Origin of the sequence: Enterobacter sp. CP102 (assembly GCF_025152625.1) — a bacterium.
In the GTDB taxonomy this organism is placed as follows: domain Bacteria; phylum Pseudomonadota; class Gammaproteobacteria; order Enterobacterales; family Enterobacteriaceae; genus Enterobacter; species Enterobacter soli.
Genome location: NZ_CP104015.1, coordinates 26,127 through 41,488 on the forward strand (window position 1 = coordinate 26,127; position 15,362 = coordinate 41,488).

Annotated in this window: 18 protein-coding genes; 12 read left to right on the forward strand and 6 right to left on the reverse strand. The window is 48.3% G+C overall.

Annotated elements, in window-relative coordinates; genetic code table 11:
- Nucleotides 1-334: 334 nt before the first annotated feature.
- Together N1249_RS22750 and N1249_RS22755 are read right to left on the reverse strand one after the other, a co-directional pair.
- Complete coding sequence (locus N1249_RS22750; RefSeq protein WP_259838551.1) at nucleotides 335-538, reverse strand: hypothetical protein; 204 nt, start codon at nucleotides 536-538, stop codon at nucleotides 335-337.
- A 46-nt stretch (nucleotides 539-584) separates the two neighbouring features.
- Nucleotides 585-1,238, reverse strand: a complete 654-nt coding sequence (locus N1249_RS22755) for a hypothetical protein (RefSeq protein ID WP_072931967.1) — start codon at nucleotides 1,236-1,238, stop codon at nucleotides 585-587.
- 434 nt (nucleotides 1,239-1,672) lie between these two features.
- On the opposite strand from N1249_RS22755, the gene N1249_RS22760 reads away from it, so the two are divergent.
- Nucleotides 1,673-2,095, forward strand: a complete 423-nt coding sequence (locus N1249_RS22760) for a hypothetical protein (protein WP_259838563.1) — start codon at nucleotides 1,673-1,675, stop codon at nucleotides 2,093-2,095.
- 111 nt (nucleotides 2,096-2,206) lie between these two features.
- Here N1249_RS22760 and N1249_RS22765 read toward each other — a convergent pair whose 3' ends face one another.
- Entirely contained in the window at nucleotides 2,207-3,358 is a 1,152-nt protein-coding gene (locus tag N1249_RS22765; RefSeq protein ID WP_259838565.1) for an MFS transporter, read from the reverse strand.
- A 322-nt stretch (nucleotides 3,359-3,680) separates the two neighbouring features.
- Between N1249_RS22765 and N1249_RS22770 the strand changes: the two genes are divergently transcribed.
- On the forward strand, nucleotides 3,681-4,427 hold the full coding sequence (locus N1249_RS22770) for an IclR family transcriptional regulator (RefSeq protein WP_259838566.1): 747 nt from the start codon (nucleotides 3,681-3,683) through the stop codon (nucleotides 4,425-4,427).
- A 19-nt stretch (nucleotides 4,428-4,446) separates the two neighbouring features.
- On the opposite strand, the gene N1249_RS22775 is transcribed toward N1249_RS22770, so the two are convergent.
- The 3 genes from N1249_RS22775 to N1249_RS22785 form a co-directional block, all read right to left on the reverse strand.
- Complete coding sequence (locus N1249_RS22775; protein ID WP_259838568.1) at nucleotides 4,447-4,971, reverse strand: transcriptional regulator; 525 nt, start codon at nucleotides 4,969-4,971, stop codon at nucleotides 4,447-4,449.
- A 100-nt stretch (nucleotides 4,972-5,071) separates the two neighbouring features.
- Nucleotides 5,072-5,377: a hypothetical protein gene (locus tag N1249_RS22780; protein WP_259838570.1), complete on the reverse strand. Its 306-nt coding sequence runs from the start codon at nucleotides 5,375-5,377 to the stop codon at nucleotides 5,072-5,074.
- A 3-nt stretch (nucleotides 5,378-5,380) separates the two neighbouring features.
- Nucleotides 5,381-6,955, reverse strand: a complete 1,575-nt coding sequence (locus N1249_RS22785; RefSeq protein WP_259838572.1) for a DEAD/DEAH box helicase — start codon at nucleotides 6,953-6,955, stop codon at nucleotides 5,381-5,383.
- A gap of 65 nt (nucleotides 6,956-7,020) precedes the next feature.
- Between N1249_RS22785 and N1249_RS22790 the strand changes: the two genes are divergently transcribed.
- The 10 genes from N1249_RS22790 (at nucleotide 7,021) to N1249_RS22835 (ending at nucleotide 15,351) form a co-directional block, all read left to right on the forward strand.
- Entirely contained in the window at nucleotides 7,021-7,719 is a 699-nt protein-coding gene (locus tag N1249_RS22790; protein WP_259838573.1) for a ParB N-terminal domain-containing protein, read from the forward strand.
- Nucleotides 7,719-8,396 carry a ParB/Srx family N-terminal domain-containing protein gene (locus N1249_RS22795; protein ID WP_259838576.1) on the forward strand — a complete coding sequence of 226 codons (678 nt, stop codon included), beginning with the start codon at nucleotides 7,719-7,721 and terminating at the stop codon, nucleotides 8,394-8,396. Before N1249_RS22790 ends, N1249_RS22795 begins: the two co-directional genes overlap by 1 nt.
- On the forward strand, nucleotides 8,393-9,034 hold the full coding sequence (locus N1249_RS22800; RefSeq protein WP_105621104.1) for an ATP-binding cassette domain-containing protein: 642 nt from the start codon (nucleotides 8,393-8,395) through the stop codon (nucleotides 9,032-9,034). Before N1249_RS22795 ends, N1249_RS22800 begins: the two co-directional genes overlap by 4 nt.
- Nucleotides 9,024-9,572: a hypothetical protein gene (locus tag N1249_RS22805; RefSeq protein ID WP_057057286.1), complete on the forward strand. Its 549-nt coding sequence runs from the start codon at nucleotides 9,024-9,026 to the stop codon at nucleotides 9,570-9,572. Before N1249_RS22800 ends, N1249_RS22805 begins: the two co-directional genes overlap by 11 nt.
- A complete protein-coding gene (locus N1249_RS22810; RefSeq protein WP_259838592.1) occupies nucleotides 9,569-10,459 on the forward strand; it encodes a hypothetical protein in 891 nt (296 codons plus the stop codon). The genes N1249_RS22805 and N1249_RS22810 overlap by 4 nt, the downstream gene beginning before the upstream one ends.
- A 12-nt stretch (nucleotides 10,460-10,471) precedes the next feature.
- Complete coding sequence (locus tag N1249_RS22815; RefSeq protein ID WP_057057284.1) at nucleotides 10,472-10,738, forward strand: hypothetical protein; 267 nt, start codon at nucleotides 10,472-10,474, stop codon at nucleotides 10,736-10,738.
- 174 nt (nucleotides 10,739-10,912) lie between these two features.
- On the forward strand, nucleotides 10,913-11,551 hold the full coding sequence (locus N1249_RS22820) for a hypothetical protein (protein ID WP_063160593.1): 639 nt from the start codon (nucleotides 10,913-10,915) through the stop codon (nucleotides 11,549-11,551).
- A gap of 2 nt (nucleotides 11,552-11,553) precedes the next feature.
- Nucleotides 11,554-12,810: a phage terminase large subunit gene (locus N1249_RS22825; RefSeq protein ID WP_259838595.1), complete on the forward strand. Its 1,257-nt coding sequence runs from the start codon at nucleotides 11,554-11,556 to the stop codon at nucleotides 12,808-12,810.
- Nucleotides 12,811-12,864: 54 nt separating this feature from the next.
- Nucleotides 12,865-14,433, forward strand: coding sequence for a phage portal protein (locus tag N1249_RS22830; RefSeq protein ID WP_259838597.1), 1,569 nt, complete (start codon nucleotides 12,865-12,867; stop codon nucleotides 14,431-14,433).
- A gap of 18 nt (nucleotides 14,434-14,451) precedes the next feature.
- The gene (locus tag N1249_RS22835) at nucleotides 14,452-15,351 is read left to right on the forward strand and encodes a DUF6651 domain-containing protein (RefSeq protein WP_259838608.1); all 900 of its coding nucleotides are present in this window, start codon (nucleotides 14,452-14,454) and stop codon (nucleotides 15,349-15,351) included.
- Nucleotides 15,352-15,362: the final 11 nt, after the last annotated feature.

The window sequence follows — 15,362 nt, forward strand, 5'->3', positions numbered from 1 at the left end:
TAAGCGCACATTGTACCAGCGCCACGCGATGCCAGCGCACAATGCCGCACCATACCGACACATAACAGCGCGCCCATAATGGCAACGTTACACCAGACGACGTTCATAATTTAAACATGGCGATTTAAACGCGCTGTTAAGCGTTCTAAGCGCTTGAATCTATAACGTGTGGTAACGCATTACCCAACGTTAAAACGCGTCTCAGTGATCGTCTCATTGCGTCGATTTTTGGGCTTGTCTCGTTTGCCACGATACAACGAAAAAAGCGCCCATAGTGGGCGCTGAAGTGGTGCGGATCTGGAAAGCAAAAAAGCGCCCATAGTGGGCGCTTAAATTAGCAGTAAAGATCGCGTTTTAACTTTCCGATTGTATCAACTAAAAACATATAGCGTTTTTTTCTTTCCGTCATATAACCATTGACGACATCGAAAAAATTTAAATTCATTGCGTCAATTTCCGCTTGTAACTCCGCGCAAAGTTCCGCTTTAAATTTCAAATATGTTTTATTTTGGCGCTTTAAATATTCTTGTTTAGTCATTCTATTGTGTCCATTTAAAAGCGCCCATAGTGGGCGCTGTAATCCTTTATTGAGCTACTGCGAAAGCGTCACGGATATAAGACACAAAATCATTATCTAACAGTTTATATTGTTGTGATCCGTTTTTGGCTGCGCCAGCTCCTTTGATTTTTTCAATCAAGCCCAAACGTTCACACATAGCGATTAACTGATTGGCTTGCGTATACGTTTGATCCGCTTGCTTCTCGTTTTCTTTCTTCGCTTCATCCATCAGCGTTTTAATTGCGCCATTTGTAAAAACTTCCATTTCATCTTTGATGATTTCAACAATTGCAAATACGCGTGAACCAGATTGATCCGCTAATGAGTATTCGCAACGTTTAGCGCGGATAGAGTTAATCAGATAAACCAGCTTTTCTAAGCTATAACTATTCTCCATCGCTTCGCGGAAGAACTGCTCTGGAGTTTGCTTACTTGCTTTAATCGCATAATAGAAAACGCTATTTGCTTTATCGTCTGTCAGTGGCTTGCAAACGTTGTTAGTGAAGTATGCAAGTTTAGTTTTTGCAGCTTGCATCGCTTTTTTATCTGCTTTGGTATCTTGTCCAGCGTTGTAGCGAGTAGTGTAATTTTGTTCGACGCTTGCAACAGTTTCAGCCAATTCAGTTGCAACAGTAGTAGCAGCTTCGATAACAGATTTTTTTGAGATGATATTAGACATAATTTTTAATCCTATATATTTGCGCAAAGCGCTGAAAGTTTTGTTTATCGTTAGCGTGTTCGCTTTCGATGGGTTGCATTATGGATGAGTTAAAAAACCGTGCAAGTCCTTTTTGTGATTTTTTTTTAAAAAAGATGAAAAAAGGAAAGTCCTAGAAATAAGCGTATAAGGAAGGAAGGTGTTCCCTCAATAAATCCCCTATTTCGGCCACTGCCCTTATATATTATTGGGAATATTGACCGGTTGACCAATTAACCAAGTAAATAATCGACGCGATAATTGGAATGACCTTATATAATTGGCCGACTCAATAATTGACCACTTGACCGCTGCCACATGGATAACCTTATAGCTTGCTGATATGATGCAACGGTGAATAAGACACCTGCATTACAAAACTTAAATTAGATTGCCCTTATAGATTCGGGATGAATATGAAAATTGCCTATTTCGCTGCAACAGCTGCTGCACTCCTTCTCTCCGCCTGCTCCAACCAACCCGTAGCGACTGGTGAAGCAAAAGAAGTATCGTCGAAGCAGATCATCGATCGCACCCTTACACAATCCGCAACTGGAACGGTGCTGACGGTCGTTAAACGCGATTCTGGAACTAAGGGGGCATTCTGCACCGCTACAGTTGCTATTGATGGGAAGGATGTCGCCGAAGTGGGGATGTCTGAGAAGGTGAGTCTTTACCTTACTCCCGGCGAACACATTATCGGTGCTCGACTTTCAAGAGCTATGCCCTTCTGTGCCGGTGAGAACGTTGAGACAACTGTGAATGTAAAATCGGAGGCCGCTTACAGATTTGGAAGCAATGCCGGTGGCGAATTCTATCTGAACAAAACTGCTTGGTAACGATGGGTAACTAATTTAAACCTGCTAAATTGTGTGTCGGACACACTAATGCGTCCGACACACATATTAATTAAATTTCCTACATTTATTTAAGAAGCATAGATATTGCACTTATGCAATTTTACGGCGGCGCGACCAGTGATTTTCTGCCAATATAAAAATAACTATAACCCCAACGATAGCTGCACCTAAGAATACTGTGGATGAATCTCCGGGTATGAACTCCATAAACGACGAAAGGAATTGACCGGAAAAAATTGCCATTGAAAGCCACGCTAGATTTCGCCCTCTGACACTCATATGGCTTTGCTCAACAGTCATGTGATTAACAAGCGGGACAGACAATCCAAAACCGAATCCCATCAAGATACCACCCACAATAAACATCGAAACAGAAGAAGCTATGGAAAAGATGACGTGAGCCAATGTATAACACGCAAAAGCAGCGTACAGAGTTCCAAACTCATGAATGCGGTCAACTATTTTTGGCATCAATGCTGCGGCGCCAACTGCTACTAGTGAAATGAATGACAGATAGTAACCAGTTTCCGCTGAGCCTATGCTCATTTTGTGGAATTGTTGAGGAATAACTATGATGCCGGTGAAAAAGCAAATCATAGAGAATACAGCTGCGATAAATACTGGCTTCAGGCTTCCGATTGTTTCTGGTTTAGATAAACCATCAAGCACCTCATTCTTTTCAGAAACTTCATGAGATGGTTCAGGTATAAAAATGAGTTGCATTGCAAGGAAGAGCCAACTGACAAGATACAATACAAATGGCCATTGCCAACCTAATGTAGCCAGTATCCCTCCAATGAATAGGAATATCACCCCTCCCAATTCAATAGACATGCCTTGCGAGGCAATCATTTTTAATCTAGATCGCCCGCTGTAAAATGTAGAAATCAGCCCGGTTCCTGCTGACATTACAATTGCCGTAGCTCCCCCAAGCAGTAAGCGATCAATCATTACCGGCACAAGTCCATGAAGAAAAACTCCTGCGGCTCCCAAAAGTCCATAAAGGAAAAGGCCCCAAGTGAGTGCCTTATAGGCCCCGGCCTTGTCGATAAATTTGCCGGCTAATGGACCAAATACTACAACCCCTAGTGATGGTACGGTGACGAGCCAGCTTGCTGCAGACGGTGTGCCAAGATTTTCAGCAACTTCTGTCAGTCCGGGAACGATTACGCAGCCCACCATGATAGTAAGGCATGCAACCGCCAAGAGCGTAAACGCCCCCATTTTGTTCATTTCATTCATAACACTCTCTCAATTATCCGAATGGTGGTCATGCAATCCGCTAGGTGGTTGCATTTTCGGGCTGTCGCGTTTATTAGTCAACGATTGAAAGGTAAGTCGAATGTAAGCAAAATGAATTATTATTAATAAAATCGTTGTGGTATTATGTTTTTGTGCTATTAATCAATGACTTATAGTTTAATCATCATGTGGCATTTTCCAAGTTAGGCAAATTAAGCTTTCATTTCGTCAATGCCGTCATTAAACTAAATCATCGAGTTGTCCATATAATGGATGATAATAGGTGTGATTGCGGTTTTGCACTTGAACTGACTGGTGAGATATGAGCAGTGATGTAGAGAGTAATGGTTCTCAAGTTATCGCTAGGGCTGCGAAAATTCTTCATGCTCTTGAAGCACACCCGGGCGGTCGAACTATTTCGCAGCTTTCTCGTGAGACAGCTTTGCCTAGGACAACTGTCCATAGATTGGTCACCTCGCTGGAATCGCAGCAATTACTCATTTCAGGTGCTTCAGGGGTTAGGTTAGGGCCTGCCCTAGCACGTCTCGCAGCTTCAGCACACACTGACATTATTTCTCTCTCAAGAGCATCCATTGAGACGCTTGGGCGAAGAACACGTGAAACTGTTGATTTAAGTGTTTATAGAGGGAGTCACGCCGTTTCAGTTAGTCAATACACTTCAGACCAAGAGCTTAGAGTGGTTTCGGCTGTTGGCACTGCTTTCCCGTGCCACTGTACTGCTCATGGAAAAGCTATTCTGGCGAATTTTAGCGATAAGCAAATATCTGATCTTATTGGAACGCGGCCGGATGTAAGGACCAAAAACACCCTTTCAACACTGCCAGAAATTCTTGAGGATCTGCGGGAAACACGCGAAGCAGGATACGCTATTGATTGTGAGGAGCATGCAAGAGGTGTTTGCGGAATTGGTGTTCATTTAGATATTGGTCTTCATGAACATTACGCAGTTTCAATTGCAGTTCCTGCAATCCGATTTGAGGAAAAGCTCGACCTACTACTTAGCTCTCTGCTTCAATGCAAGGCTGAGATAGAGGCTTCAATAAGATAAGTTGATTTTTATCAATATGTTAAAGGGTGGAAATACGTGTTACCCAGTCGAAAAGAACAATAAATTGTTTGCCGTTAGTAAGTCTTAAATTCAATTGGTTTGCGTTGACGCCTGATGATTTTCCTTCAATGTAAGAACCGTCGGCCATATGTACCCTTACGAGATTTTCAGATTGATGCGCTTGGCGACAAATTTTAAAGAAATCGCGCTTTGATGGTTGGTTTACCATTTCTGCTGTGCTTATAGTCAATCTACCCACGTAGTCAATCTGAACGTCGAATGGCTTGATGGTTTCAATTAAGGCCACACGCTCAAGAGGTACACGAACCCGCTGTTCGTTATCCGATGGGGTAGGGGTTAAGTCAAGTTTGTTACGTGCGGTTAGAAGACCATAAACATACAAAGAAAAAGCTTGGCCATCCTCTAAAGTTACCCTTACAGGGATGTGCTTGGCGCGGTAATACTGTAATGATCTCTCGACGTCTTTGTAATCGCGAGGCCACACCTCAGCGGGTATGCCGTAAGTAATATCGGTGATGGTCATTTTGTGTCCGAATACGTGTTTTGAGTAGGGTAACACTTCATTGGTTTGAAGTGGGTAAATGCCGAGATAGTGGGCTGGTAAAGACCAGCCCATTGTGAAGTTAAGGCTTCGGTTCTGGGGTGTTTGAGTGTTCCAAACCAGCGAGCAGAATATCCCGATCTTCTTCGGTCATGTCGGTGGTGTTGAACAGTTCAATAATCCTTTGTGCGGCTTTACTGGTGGCCATTGCCCTTTTCGAGTACCGCGCGAAGTCGGCCATATTTACTTCTGCGATGATCATGTCGATTACCTCAGACTTGGTCATCTTGACACCAGATTCTTTGAGTTTGTCTTTAAACGCTTCGACTTTGTCGTTAGCGCGAGGACTCAAAGCGACCTGGCAAAAAACAGGTTTTGGTTTTTCCATGTATCAGTTGCCCAGAACATTAAAATCAAACTTTCCATCGACCGGCAACACGCCTTCAGCAAAGCCGGGTGTCGTATCGATGATGTTTTTGCGCTCGTAGGAATGAGACATCAGGTACTTATTGGAACAATCAATAAAGTCAGAGATAAAACAAACATTTGCCTGATTCTTTTTGGCTCGTAGACCACGCCCGACGCGCTGACGCATCTCAACTTCTGCCTTCCCACCACCAGCGAGGATCACCGCGCCCACACTTGGGACATCAACGCCTACATCGAGTATGGTGGAGCCAATGAGAATGTCTATTTTGCCTGCAGCCAGGCTCTGCAGTTTTGCTTGTCGTACCTTCTGGGAAGATTCACCGTATATAAAATCGACCCTCAATCCCTCTGCCTGCATCATCTCCATTAAGATCTGACCATGCCTTTTGTGCTTTACCAACGTCATACAGTTTAACTGGTGTGACCTATACATAACAGCGGCACGAACAATCGCTGCATTTCGGTTTAGGTTGTAAACGATGCCTAACTGGTAAGCCTTCTGGTATGGCGTGCTCATAACAACCCGGAAGTTCAGGTGCTTTGATGCAAGTTCAGCCTTAATCCTAGCCTCATCTGGAGTGTACGCGATTTTATGATATAAGAAGTAGGGTTTCGCCAAAATACCTTTATCAATCAGATATTTTTCAGTCACTTTTATCTCAATTCGACCGGCGACAGCCATCAGTCGCATGTTTGCTTCGGTTGAATCCTTCATGAAGGGAGTGGCCGTTAAAGCCAAACGGTAGTCAGCGTTGTGGCAGAGCCGAGCAATGTCGTAGAAGCTGGAACCGGATGATTCGTGCGCCTCTTCCAGAATTAGTAGGGAAACGCTGGCAAGCAGCTGCTTGATCAGTTCTCTACGTTTGAGGTGCTGAGCGCGCTTTTCAGGAGAAAGATCAGATCCAGGCTCATTCAGGAAACTGGAGAGGGTTTGCACTGTCGCAACGTTGATATGTCGTGACACCTTCAGTTCGCCAGAGCCAATCACGCCAACCTTTTGCCCCTTGAGCCACGGCTCGCCATTTTCAGCGCGATAATCGATGGATTTTTGGAAGTTATCCGCCATTTGGAACATGAGAACAGAACGGGTCGTGATGAACAGTGTCATACGGCCGATACGTGCAGCTGCTTTGCAGGCAATATTCGATTTACCGCCACCGGTAGCGACTTGGGCAATCATCCCGCCCACTTTCACCATGGTTTCCACGGTCTGATCTTGATAAGCGTAATCGGGGTTGTAGGGGAATGGGTTTACCGCGGGATTTGGCTTGCCGAGTGCAGAAACCATTGGCTTTCGAATGTGAGTTGCGGGAATGCCGGCTCTGTTTAGTTTTGCAGCAATAGAACGAGCAAATCCAGCCGGGAATGAGCATTTTGACCAGTTAAACATGGTGCTGCGACCATCCCATCCGCCACTGCCTGAAAATGAGGCACCATCAACGTCGTAGCTCAACATGTCCTGAACTATCTTCTTTACGTTGTCATCCGCCCCTGAAATTAACGCGTTCACTGCGTTTGATACAATATTAACGCCCATGTGTCCTTTCCTTAGTGCCTTTATTGTGTTAACAGGCTATGATTAAATAAGTAGTTGGTTACTTAATGGATTATATCAAAAACATGGACGTAAAAATTAACATCTTGCAGGTGGAAGTAGGGCGACTGCAGCCAAACCCGTGGAATACGAACTCCGTGGGTCTCCAGAATTTCGAAAAACTGAAAGGCTCAATCGACCGCCTGGGTTTCTTCAAGCCGATCCTGGCTCGTGAGCTGGCAGATGGTTCTTTCCAGATCCTCGGTGGTGAGCACCGCTGGCGCGCAGCCATTGAACAGGGCATCGCCACTGTTCCAGTTATCACCGTTGGTCAGATTAGCGACGTAGTGGCGAAGCAAATGTCGCTGGTCGATAACGAGCGCTACGGTGAAGACGATCAGCTTGCTTTGCAGCGTCTGATTGAAGAAATCCAGTCAGAAACTGGCTTCAGCCTTTCAGAAATCGCCCCATTTGATGACGAGATGGCAGCGACACTGGCCCGAACTGCGGCTTTCGATATGGCGGAACTGGAGCGACTGACTGATGGCGACGAGAAAGCGGCAGAAGAGGATAAACGCGAGAAGGTTGAGCGTTTGGGTGTGGAGCACCAGACGATGCGCTTCAAAGTTACCTTCGACTCTGCTGATTCAGTCACTACAGCCATTAAATCGATCATTGCCGAGCAGGGCATTAATACTGGCAGCGACATGGAAGACGCTGGAGAAGCCCTGGTGTGGCTCGCAGACTTTTACAAGGAACGTAACTGATGAGCACCCCATTTGAGATCGTGTATCTCGACCCTAAAACACTGGTTCCGTATGAGGCCAATGCCAAAAAGCACGATGAAACCCAGATTCGTGATTTAGCTGCGGCAATCTCAAAGCGTGGGTTTGACCAGCCAATCACCGTTGATAAAGACATGGTGATCATCACCGGCCACGGCCGCCGAGAAGCTGCAATTTATGCTGGTCTTGACCTGGTGCCGGTAATTATCCGCGCTGATCTCGACGAAGTCTCTGTTCGTGCGAAACGTCTGGAAGATAACCGTCTGGCCAGCACTGATTATGACGCTATCAAGCTGCAAAAAGAGCTGGAAGAGCTGGTGCTGGGCGATGAGGTTGTAATTGGCTTCGATGAGCGTGAGCTGAGCGTTTTGGTTGGCAGCATGACGGAAGACATGGCCACCGATTCATTGGTAATGGATTTGGGTCACGAATCCGTGCGCCAGCATGAAGAGCATGAAGAGATCTCCCGGGAAGTCGCTGAATCGGAATTGCGAGTGATCGACGTGCTGGGCTTTAAAACGTTCCCTGCTGGCTCTGCGCTGGTCGTTGGGGATTTGCTTGCCCATATGGAAGAAGTGACGGGAGAGAGCGGGGCAGACGCATTTGTCGCTTATGCGAAGCGTATTTCTGAGGAAGCTGTTGATGGGGAAGAAGCATGAGCAATTACCTCATCAACGTAGCATTCCAAACGCGTGTAACCAAAACCACCCGAACGCTGGAGATCGCAGAGTCATTTGGCCTGGGGCTTGATGAAAAGGAGTGGTCGCTTTACGACAACCTGGAGCTGGAAATCAGGGGCGGTGATGTTGTGTACATTACCGGTCAATCTGGCTCTGGCAAATCAGTTGTCTTGCGTGAGCTTCAGCGTTTGATGAAGGAAGAAGGGCAGGATGTAGCGTCAATCGAAGACTTTGCCTTTGATGACAGCAAAAACGTCATCGACCAGCTGGGCAAGACCACCAGCGAGGCGTTAGGGCTTCTCTCAATGGCTGGGCTGAACGATGCCTATTTATTCGTTCGCAAGCCTTCTGAGATGTCGGACGGCCAGCGTTACCGTCTGAAAATCGCAAAGCTGATCGAAACCGGTGCAAAGGTATGGGTGGCTGATGAGTTTGGCGCTGTTCTGGATCGAGTAACTGCCCAGGTGGTTGCCTCTAACCTCCAGCGCGCCGCGCGCAAAGCTGGGGCAACTGTCATGGTCGCAACCACGCATGAAGACCTCAAAAATGCTCTGCGCCCGGATGTACAGATCACCAAGCACTACAAAGAACGTGTGAAGGTGGACTATGCAGCTTAAAAAGGTTTTCCCGATTTATGAGGGGGCTGAGCTGCGCCGCCGCTGGACGCATGAGGCTGAATGGCAGGATTGGCTTCGCGCCCATGGCGCCTATGGTTTCCGTGTCGCGCCATATTACAACCGCTGCGTCGTGGTGTTTGGTGAGAAACGCTATGTGGAGGTGATCAAACAGCTCTATGGGCTGGATGAGAGCGAATATGTGGCCGGGGTTGGTGGCATGGTCACTGATCTGGGCTACATACAGTACGACACGAATGTTCACTGCGTTTATCTGCCTGAGAACTACAACGAGTCTGTTTACTGGCACGAAGCCTTGCATATCGCGCTTATCACCGGTCAGCACCATGATTTAATGCCGTCGGATCAGGAGGCTTTCACTTATCTGCAGGGCTACATCGTTGAAGAGTTCGTGAAGGCTCGCGTCAAGTTCCTTGCCGATAAGAAGGCGGGTGGTTTGCCGGCGATCGAGGATATTGTGACGCGCCATCCTTCAACCATTCGTCGCGGTGGTTATGGCAGTCGTAAGGTGGTGCGATGAACGACGTAACCATTAAACGCTATCAGCCAGATGAGTTCCCGAAGCATTTGGATTTTCTGGAGCGTATGACCGTGACGCGCGGCACCGTGGATGATTGGAATGCTCTGAAGTCGTTGCACTACAAAACTGACGGCAAGCCCTTCGCGCCAACCTATTACCGCTGCGAGCTTGATGGTCGGCTGGTGGGCGTAGTTGTGGTGGCATTTCCAAAATTGCTTCTGGCGCCGCGCCATCGCATGTTCCCAAAACTGAAGCCGACCACTAATACGACGGTGGCCAACCAGTTCTGGGGTCGCTATGTGAATAACAACTTTGCGGTGATCAGCCGTTCAGTGGTGGACACTCAATACCGCGGTGTGGGCGTTTCTTATCGCATGATTAACCTGGTGAGCCGGATGCACAACAGGCCGATCATCGAAATCCAGTCCTCAATGAGCAAATACAACCCGTTTGCGATGAAGGCAGGTTATCAGTTCATTCGACCAGAGCGCCCGAAGAGTTACGAAAGTGCGCTGCGTGTATTCCAGCGGCATTTCCGTGCCGACCCGGGCGACAATGAGAGCATTGTGAAAGAGCTGTTCTCGATGAGCGAGAATCGCCGCCGTCGTGCGCTGGTGGATCTCGTAGCCGACTACCACAAGAACTCATCGCTGGCGAAAGCTGGGCGTAACCGTGGAACAACCGTGCAGGACATCGCTGATTCGCTGGTGGATGAAGCCAGTATCGTGAAATTGCTTAAGGACATTCACAACCTTAGCTTTACGTCGCCGCTCTATGGTGTTTACCGCAACCCGGACTTTGGCAGGGATTTGCCTGACGTGTTGCCACTACTGGCATTCGACAACCAACCGTTAAATGCGCCGCTGGATCTGGCGCGTATCTCGTAAGGAAACGAGCAAATGATTTTGACAGATAAGCAGAAAGACATTCTGCGCACCATTTACCTTGGCCACGATCGCGGCCATTTACTTGATCTCGATGAGCTGCTGGAGGTTCTGCCATACAAAACCACAAAGCAGAGTATGCAGTTCTCTCTTCGAGCGCTGATTAAAAAGGGACTTGTCGAGAAAGGTGAGTTTCGGGCGCGCGGAGATGATGGCTACCAACGTCGCACACTCGGTCTGACCGTTATGGGTAGAGCAAGCGTAAAGCTGATGGTGGCATGAGAAAGACCTGCTTCCCATAAATAATTAATAACTGGTTATTTAAATATACGGAAGCAGGCTTTTAGCCACTCCCCAATTAAGTTGTTTTCTAACCGTAGAAACCAATTTGTTTAACAACTCCAGAAAATGATTTTACTCGGCGCAAGGAAGCGCCGTGGTGGTTTAGAGGGAACTATGACGACCGAAGCTGAAGAGGTAAAGGTCAAGGTCACGCCTGCTATGTGGGCGGAGATCGAGGCGAAATGGGCGTCCGGTGAGTACACGCTTTCCAGATTGGAAGACGAGTATGGGCTGCGCCGCGAGACATTCTCTCGTTATTTCAAAAAGAAGGGGTTGGCCAAAGGCGCCGACTCAGTTGGCAAGATGGTGCGCGAATCCCTGAAGTCAGACGCAGAGATCCGCGCAAAAGAGCGCGCCGACAAAATTGATGATCGTCGTAACAAGTATGACAGCTGGGCGTTCACACTTGGCAGAATGGCGATGGGACAGGTTGCCGAGGCTAAGTCCAAAGGTACATCGCTTGCTGTTATCGAGGGCGATCTAAAGTCAATTCAGCGCGCCAGCAATATTCTGGCTAAGTGCTTTGATGTGTCATCCAAAGCTCTGGGCATGGATAAAGACGAAGGCTTGGCCGACGAAATCCCGAACCTGGTGTTTGGCGAATTGACACCAAATCAGGTGGCAGAGCTGCGTAAATCAGAAGAACCAGATCTGATTGACGATGATGAGCTTGAGGCACTTGAAGAGGAAGCAGCAAAAGACGCTGAAAGCGTTTTAGAGAGCGAAGCTGACGATGACAGTGGGGAAGCATAACCATGGCCATCCCGTCATCGCTGAGCTTGATTCAGCTGCATTCTGGGCAGATGTCAGTATTCCAGTCGCCCCATCGTTTCAAAGTGGTGTGTGCTGGCCGACGCTGGGGTAAGTCCCGACTGTCGATTTCTAAAATTATTCGTGCGGCCGCTTCTGGCCGCAAACAGCGAGTCTGGTACGTAGCGCCAACGTATCAGATGGCCAGGCAAATTTTGTGGGATGACCTCCAGGAGACTATCCCGCGCAAATGGGTGGCTAAAAAGAACGACACCACAATGACGATCGTTCTCAAGAACGGTTCGGAAATTGCTCTTAAAGGTGCGGATAAGCCAGATACGCTGCGTGGTGTTGCACTGAATTTCGTCGTTCTTGACGAGTTTCAGGATATGAAGCCTGACACCTGGTACAAGGTATTGCGTCCAACGCTGTCTTCTACCCGCGGTGGTGCTCTGATTATCGGTACGCCCAAAGGCTTCTCCGAGTTCCATAAATTGTGGACGATCGGGCAAAACGAAGATCTGCAGAAGAAGGGGCAGTGGAAGAGCTGGCAGTTTGTTACAGCCGACTCACCATTTGTTCCAGAGGCGGAGATCGATGCCGCGCGCAATGATATGGACCCTAAATCATTCGCTCAGGAATATCTGGCGTCGTTTGAGAACATGTCAGGCCGTGTGTATTACCCGTTCGACCGCAAAACGCATGTTAAAGATGTGGCCTTCGATCCGAAGCTGCCTATCTGGGTTGGTCAGGACTTCAACATCGATCCAATGTCCTCGGTCATCCTGCAGCCGCAGCCGAATGGTGAAGTTTGGGCGGTGGACGAGCTGGTGCTTTATTCCTCCAACACCGCAGAGGTATGTGATGAGCTGGAACGCCGGTACTGGCGCTCGAAGTCTCAGGTGACGATCTTCCCAGACCCAGCAGGCGCATACCGACAACACGCGCGCGGCGAATCGGATGTGGACATCTTTAAGGAGAAAGGTTTTCTGCGAATCGATCACCCGAAGAAGCACCCGCCGATCGCTGACCGTGTGAATGCTGTAAACCGTATGCTAATGACAGCTTCTGGAGACGTGCGACTTTATATCAGCCCGAAGTGTAAAGGACTTATTGAATCGCTGGAGAAGGTGATCTACAAACCGGGTTCGCGTGATATGGACAAGTCAGGTGGTGTGGAGCATAGCGCCGACGCCTTGGGCTATCCAATTCATAGAAGATTTCCGGTTAAAAGTCGTGTTATTCTTGGTGGTTCTCGATAGGTGGTTAGCTACCTATCACAAAACGGCATTTATATTAAATTGAGGCTTGGTCAAATGGAATTGACTGACAAAGTAATCAAGGATCTGGTTAAGCGCCGGCATCCTGAGTACGACAAGAAAAAGGAGCATTGGGACTTTATTTCGGCCACCTACGCGGGTGGCCGAGCATGGTTCGATGACAACGTTTTCCGCTATTTCAAAGAAGGCGATCAGGAATACAAAGAGCGTGTTGAGCGAGCATACCGCTTCAACCACACGCGTGAAGTTGTAAACCTGATCAACAAATACATCTTCCGCGAAGATTTTCACCGCACTGAGGAAGACGCACCAGAGTTCATCCGGGATTTCTGGCGCCGCGCGACTCGTCAAAACGTTTCCGTTAACGAGTTCATGGCCGCTATCGATCTGCAATCCTCAATCTACGGGCGTATCTGGGTTGTGGTGGATAGCACAATGGAAGCTGGCGCAGAGTCGGTTGAAGACCAGAAGAAGCAAGATGGCCGCGCTTACGCTTACTGGATTTCGCCGCAGCAGATGCTGGATCTGGCATGGGATGACGATGGCAATCTACTGTGGGCGCTGGTGGTTGAAGTCGCCCGTGACGATGCCGACCCGTTTGCTTCTACCGGACAGGAGTTCCAGCGTTATCGCTTGTGGACTCAAAACGAATGGTATCTGTTCCGCGAAGAAGTGAAGAAGGGCGGCCAGAGAGGTAATGCCAAGGTTTACCTCGAAGATAGTGGTGAGCATAACCTGGGTGTTGTGCCGGTGTTCCCTGTTGACTGTATTGGTCAAAGCGAATCGCCTTACTTCAGCCCATCGCTTATTGATGACATCGCTTATCTTGACCGTGCGGTGGCCAACTATCTTTCGAACCTTGATGCAATCATTCAGGATCAGACCTTCTCCCAGCTGGCGATTCCAGTTCAGGCAATGCTGCCTGGCGATGAGAATCACGGCAAGGTGTTGGAAATGGGAACTAAACGAGTATTCACCTTTGATGGTGAAGGTGGCTCGCAGCCGTTCTACATGTCGCCAGACCCGAAGCAAGCCCAGATGATCATCACCACTGTTCAAACTGTCATCAACGAGATTTATCACTCTGTTGGTGTTGCCGGTGAGCGAACCAAACAGGACAACGCCAAAGGTATTGATAATTCCTCTGGTGCAGCCAAAGCATACGACTTCCAGCGCGTGAATAGCTTGCTGGTGACGAAAGCAGAACGTCTGGAGCGCGCAGAGCGTCAGATGCTTGCCTTGGTTGGGAAATGGATGGGTGAAGAGCTGGAAGATGACCACACTTTGGTCAGTTACCCGGAGAGTTTCGACATTCGTGGTTTAACTGATGAATTTGCTGTTGCTCAGCAGTTGTCAGAGCTGCAGGCACCGGAAAGTGTTCGCCGTTATCAGATGGAAATGCTCATCGATAAGATCTTCCCGAACGTTACGGAGAAAATGAAAAAGGAATTTGAGGCAGATCTCTTGAAATTTCCTCCAAAAAATGTATCTGTGGGTATTGAAAATAGCTTGTCAACTACCTATGATAAGGCATCTTCTCAAGAAACCGAGAAAACTTCTTCCCAAGGATCAGGGAACTCATCTGCTCAAGCAACCGAGCGATAAGGCGTAAAAAGGAATTTTATGAATCTGTGGCAAATGATGATGGCCCGTCGTGGCCTGATGGACGTCGCTGGCAAGGAAGAGCTGGGCGGTGGTGGCGGTGGTGAACCTTCCAAAGAACAACAGGCTGAGCTGCCTGGTGGCGAAGGCAAGGAGCACAACCCTGGTACTGATGACGCACATAAACAGGCTCGTCAGCCAGAACTCGACGATGAATACGCAGGTCTGTCGCAAGAAGAGCTGATCGCAAAACTGCGTGATGCCAAGAAGTCAGGCGCTGAGCTTTTGAAAGAGAGCATGAAGCGCAAGGAAAAACTGGCTGCTTACGGTGACATCGACCCTGAACGTGCTCGTCGTTTGGTGGATGCTGAAGCTGCGGCAGAGCGTACCCGTCAAGAAGCGGAGCAAGCTGAGCTTGAGCGCCGCGGTGAATTTGACGCGGTCAAAAAGCAAATGGTTGCAGCCCATCAAACCGATCTGCAGGTAGAGCGTGATGCTCGTACCCAAGTTGAGGCTGAGAACGCCACTCTGAAGGCGCAGCTGCTGGAGATGACCGTAGGTGCATCTTTCTCTGGCTCTGCTTTCTTGCGTGACAAAGCTCTGATGACACCGGCGAAGGCTCGTGTGATCTACGGCAACCATTTTGAAGTAGGCGAAGAAGGCAGCGTTGTAGGTTACGACAAGCCAGCTGGTCAGAAAGACCGTGCGGTGCTGGTCGATGGCCATGGCCAACCTCTCGCATTCGAATCAGCGATTGAGCGTATTTTGCGTGCAGATCCTGAAGCCGACGCTTTGCTGCGAAGCGAGGCTAAACCAGGTGCAGGCTCACAAAGTAAGCCAAGCGCCAAAGTAACCACCCCGGTGAACAAGTCAACGATTGACAAGTTAACTGCTGGGCTGGGAAAAATCGTTACAAAATAACATCTTAATCA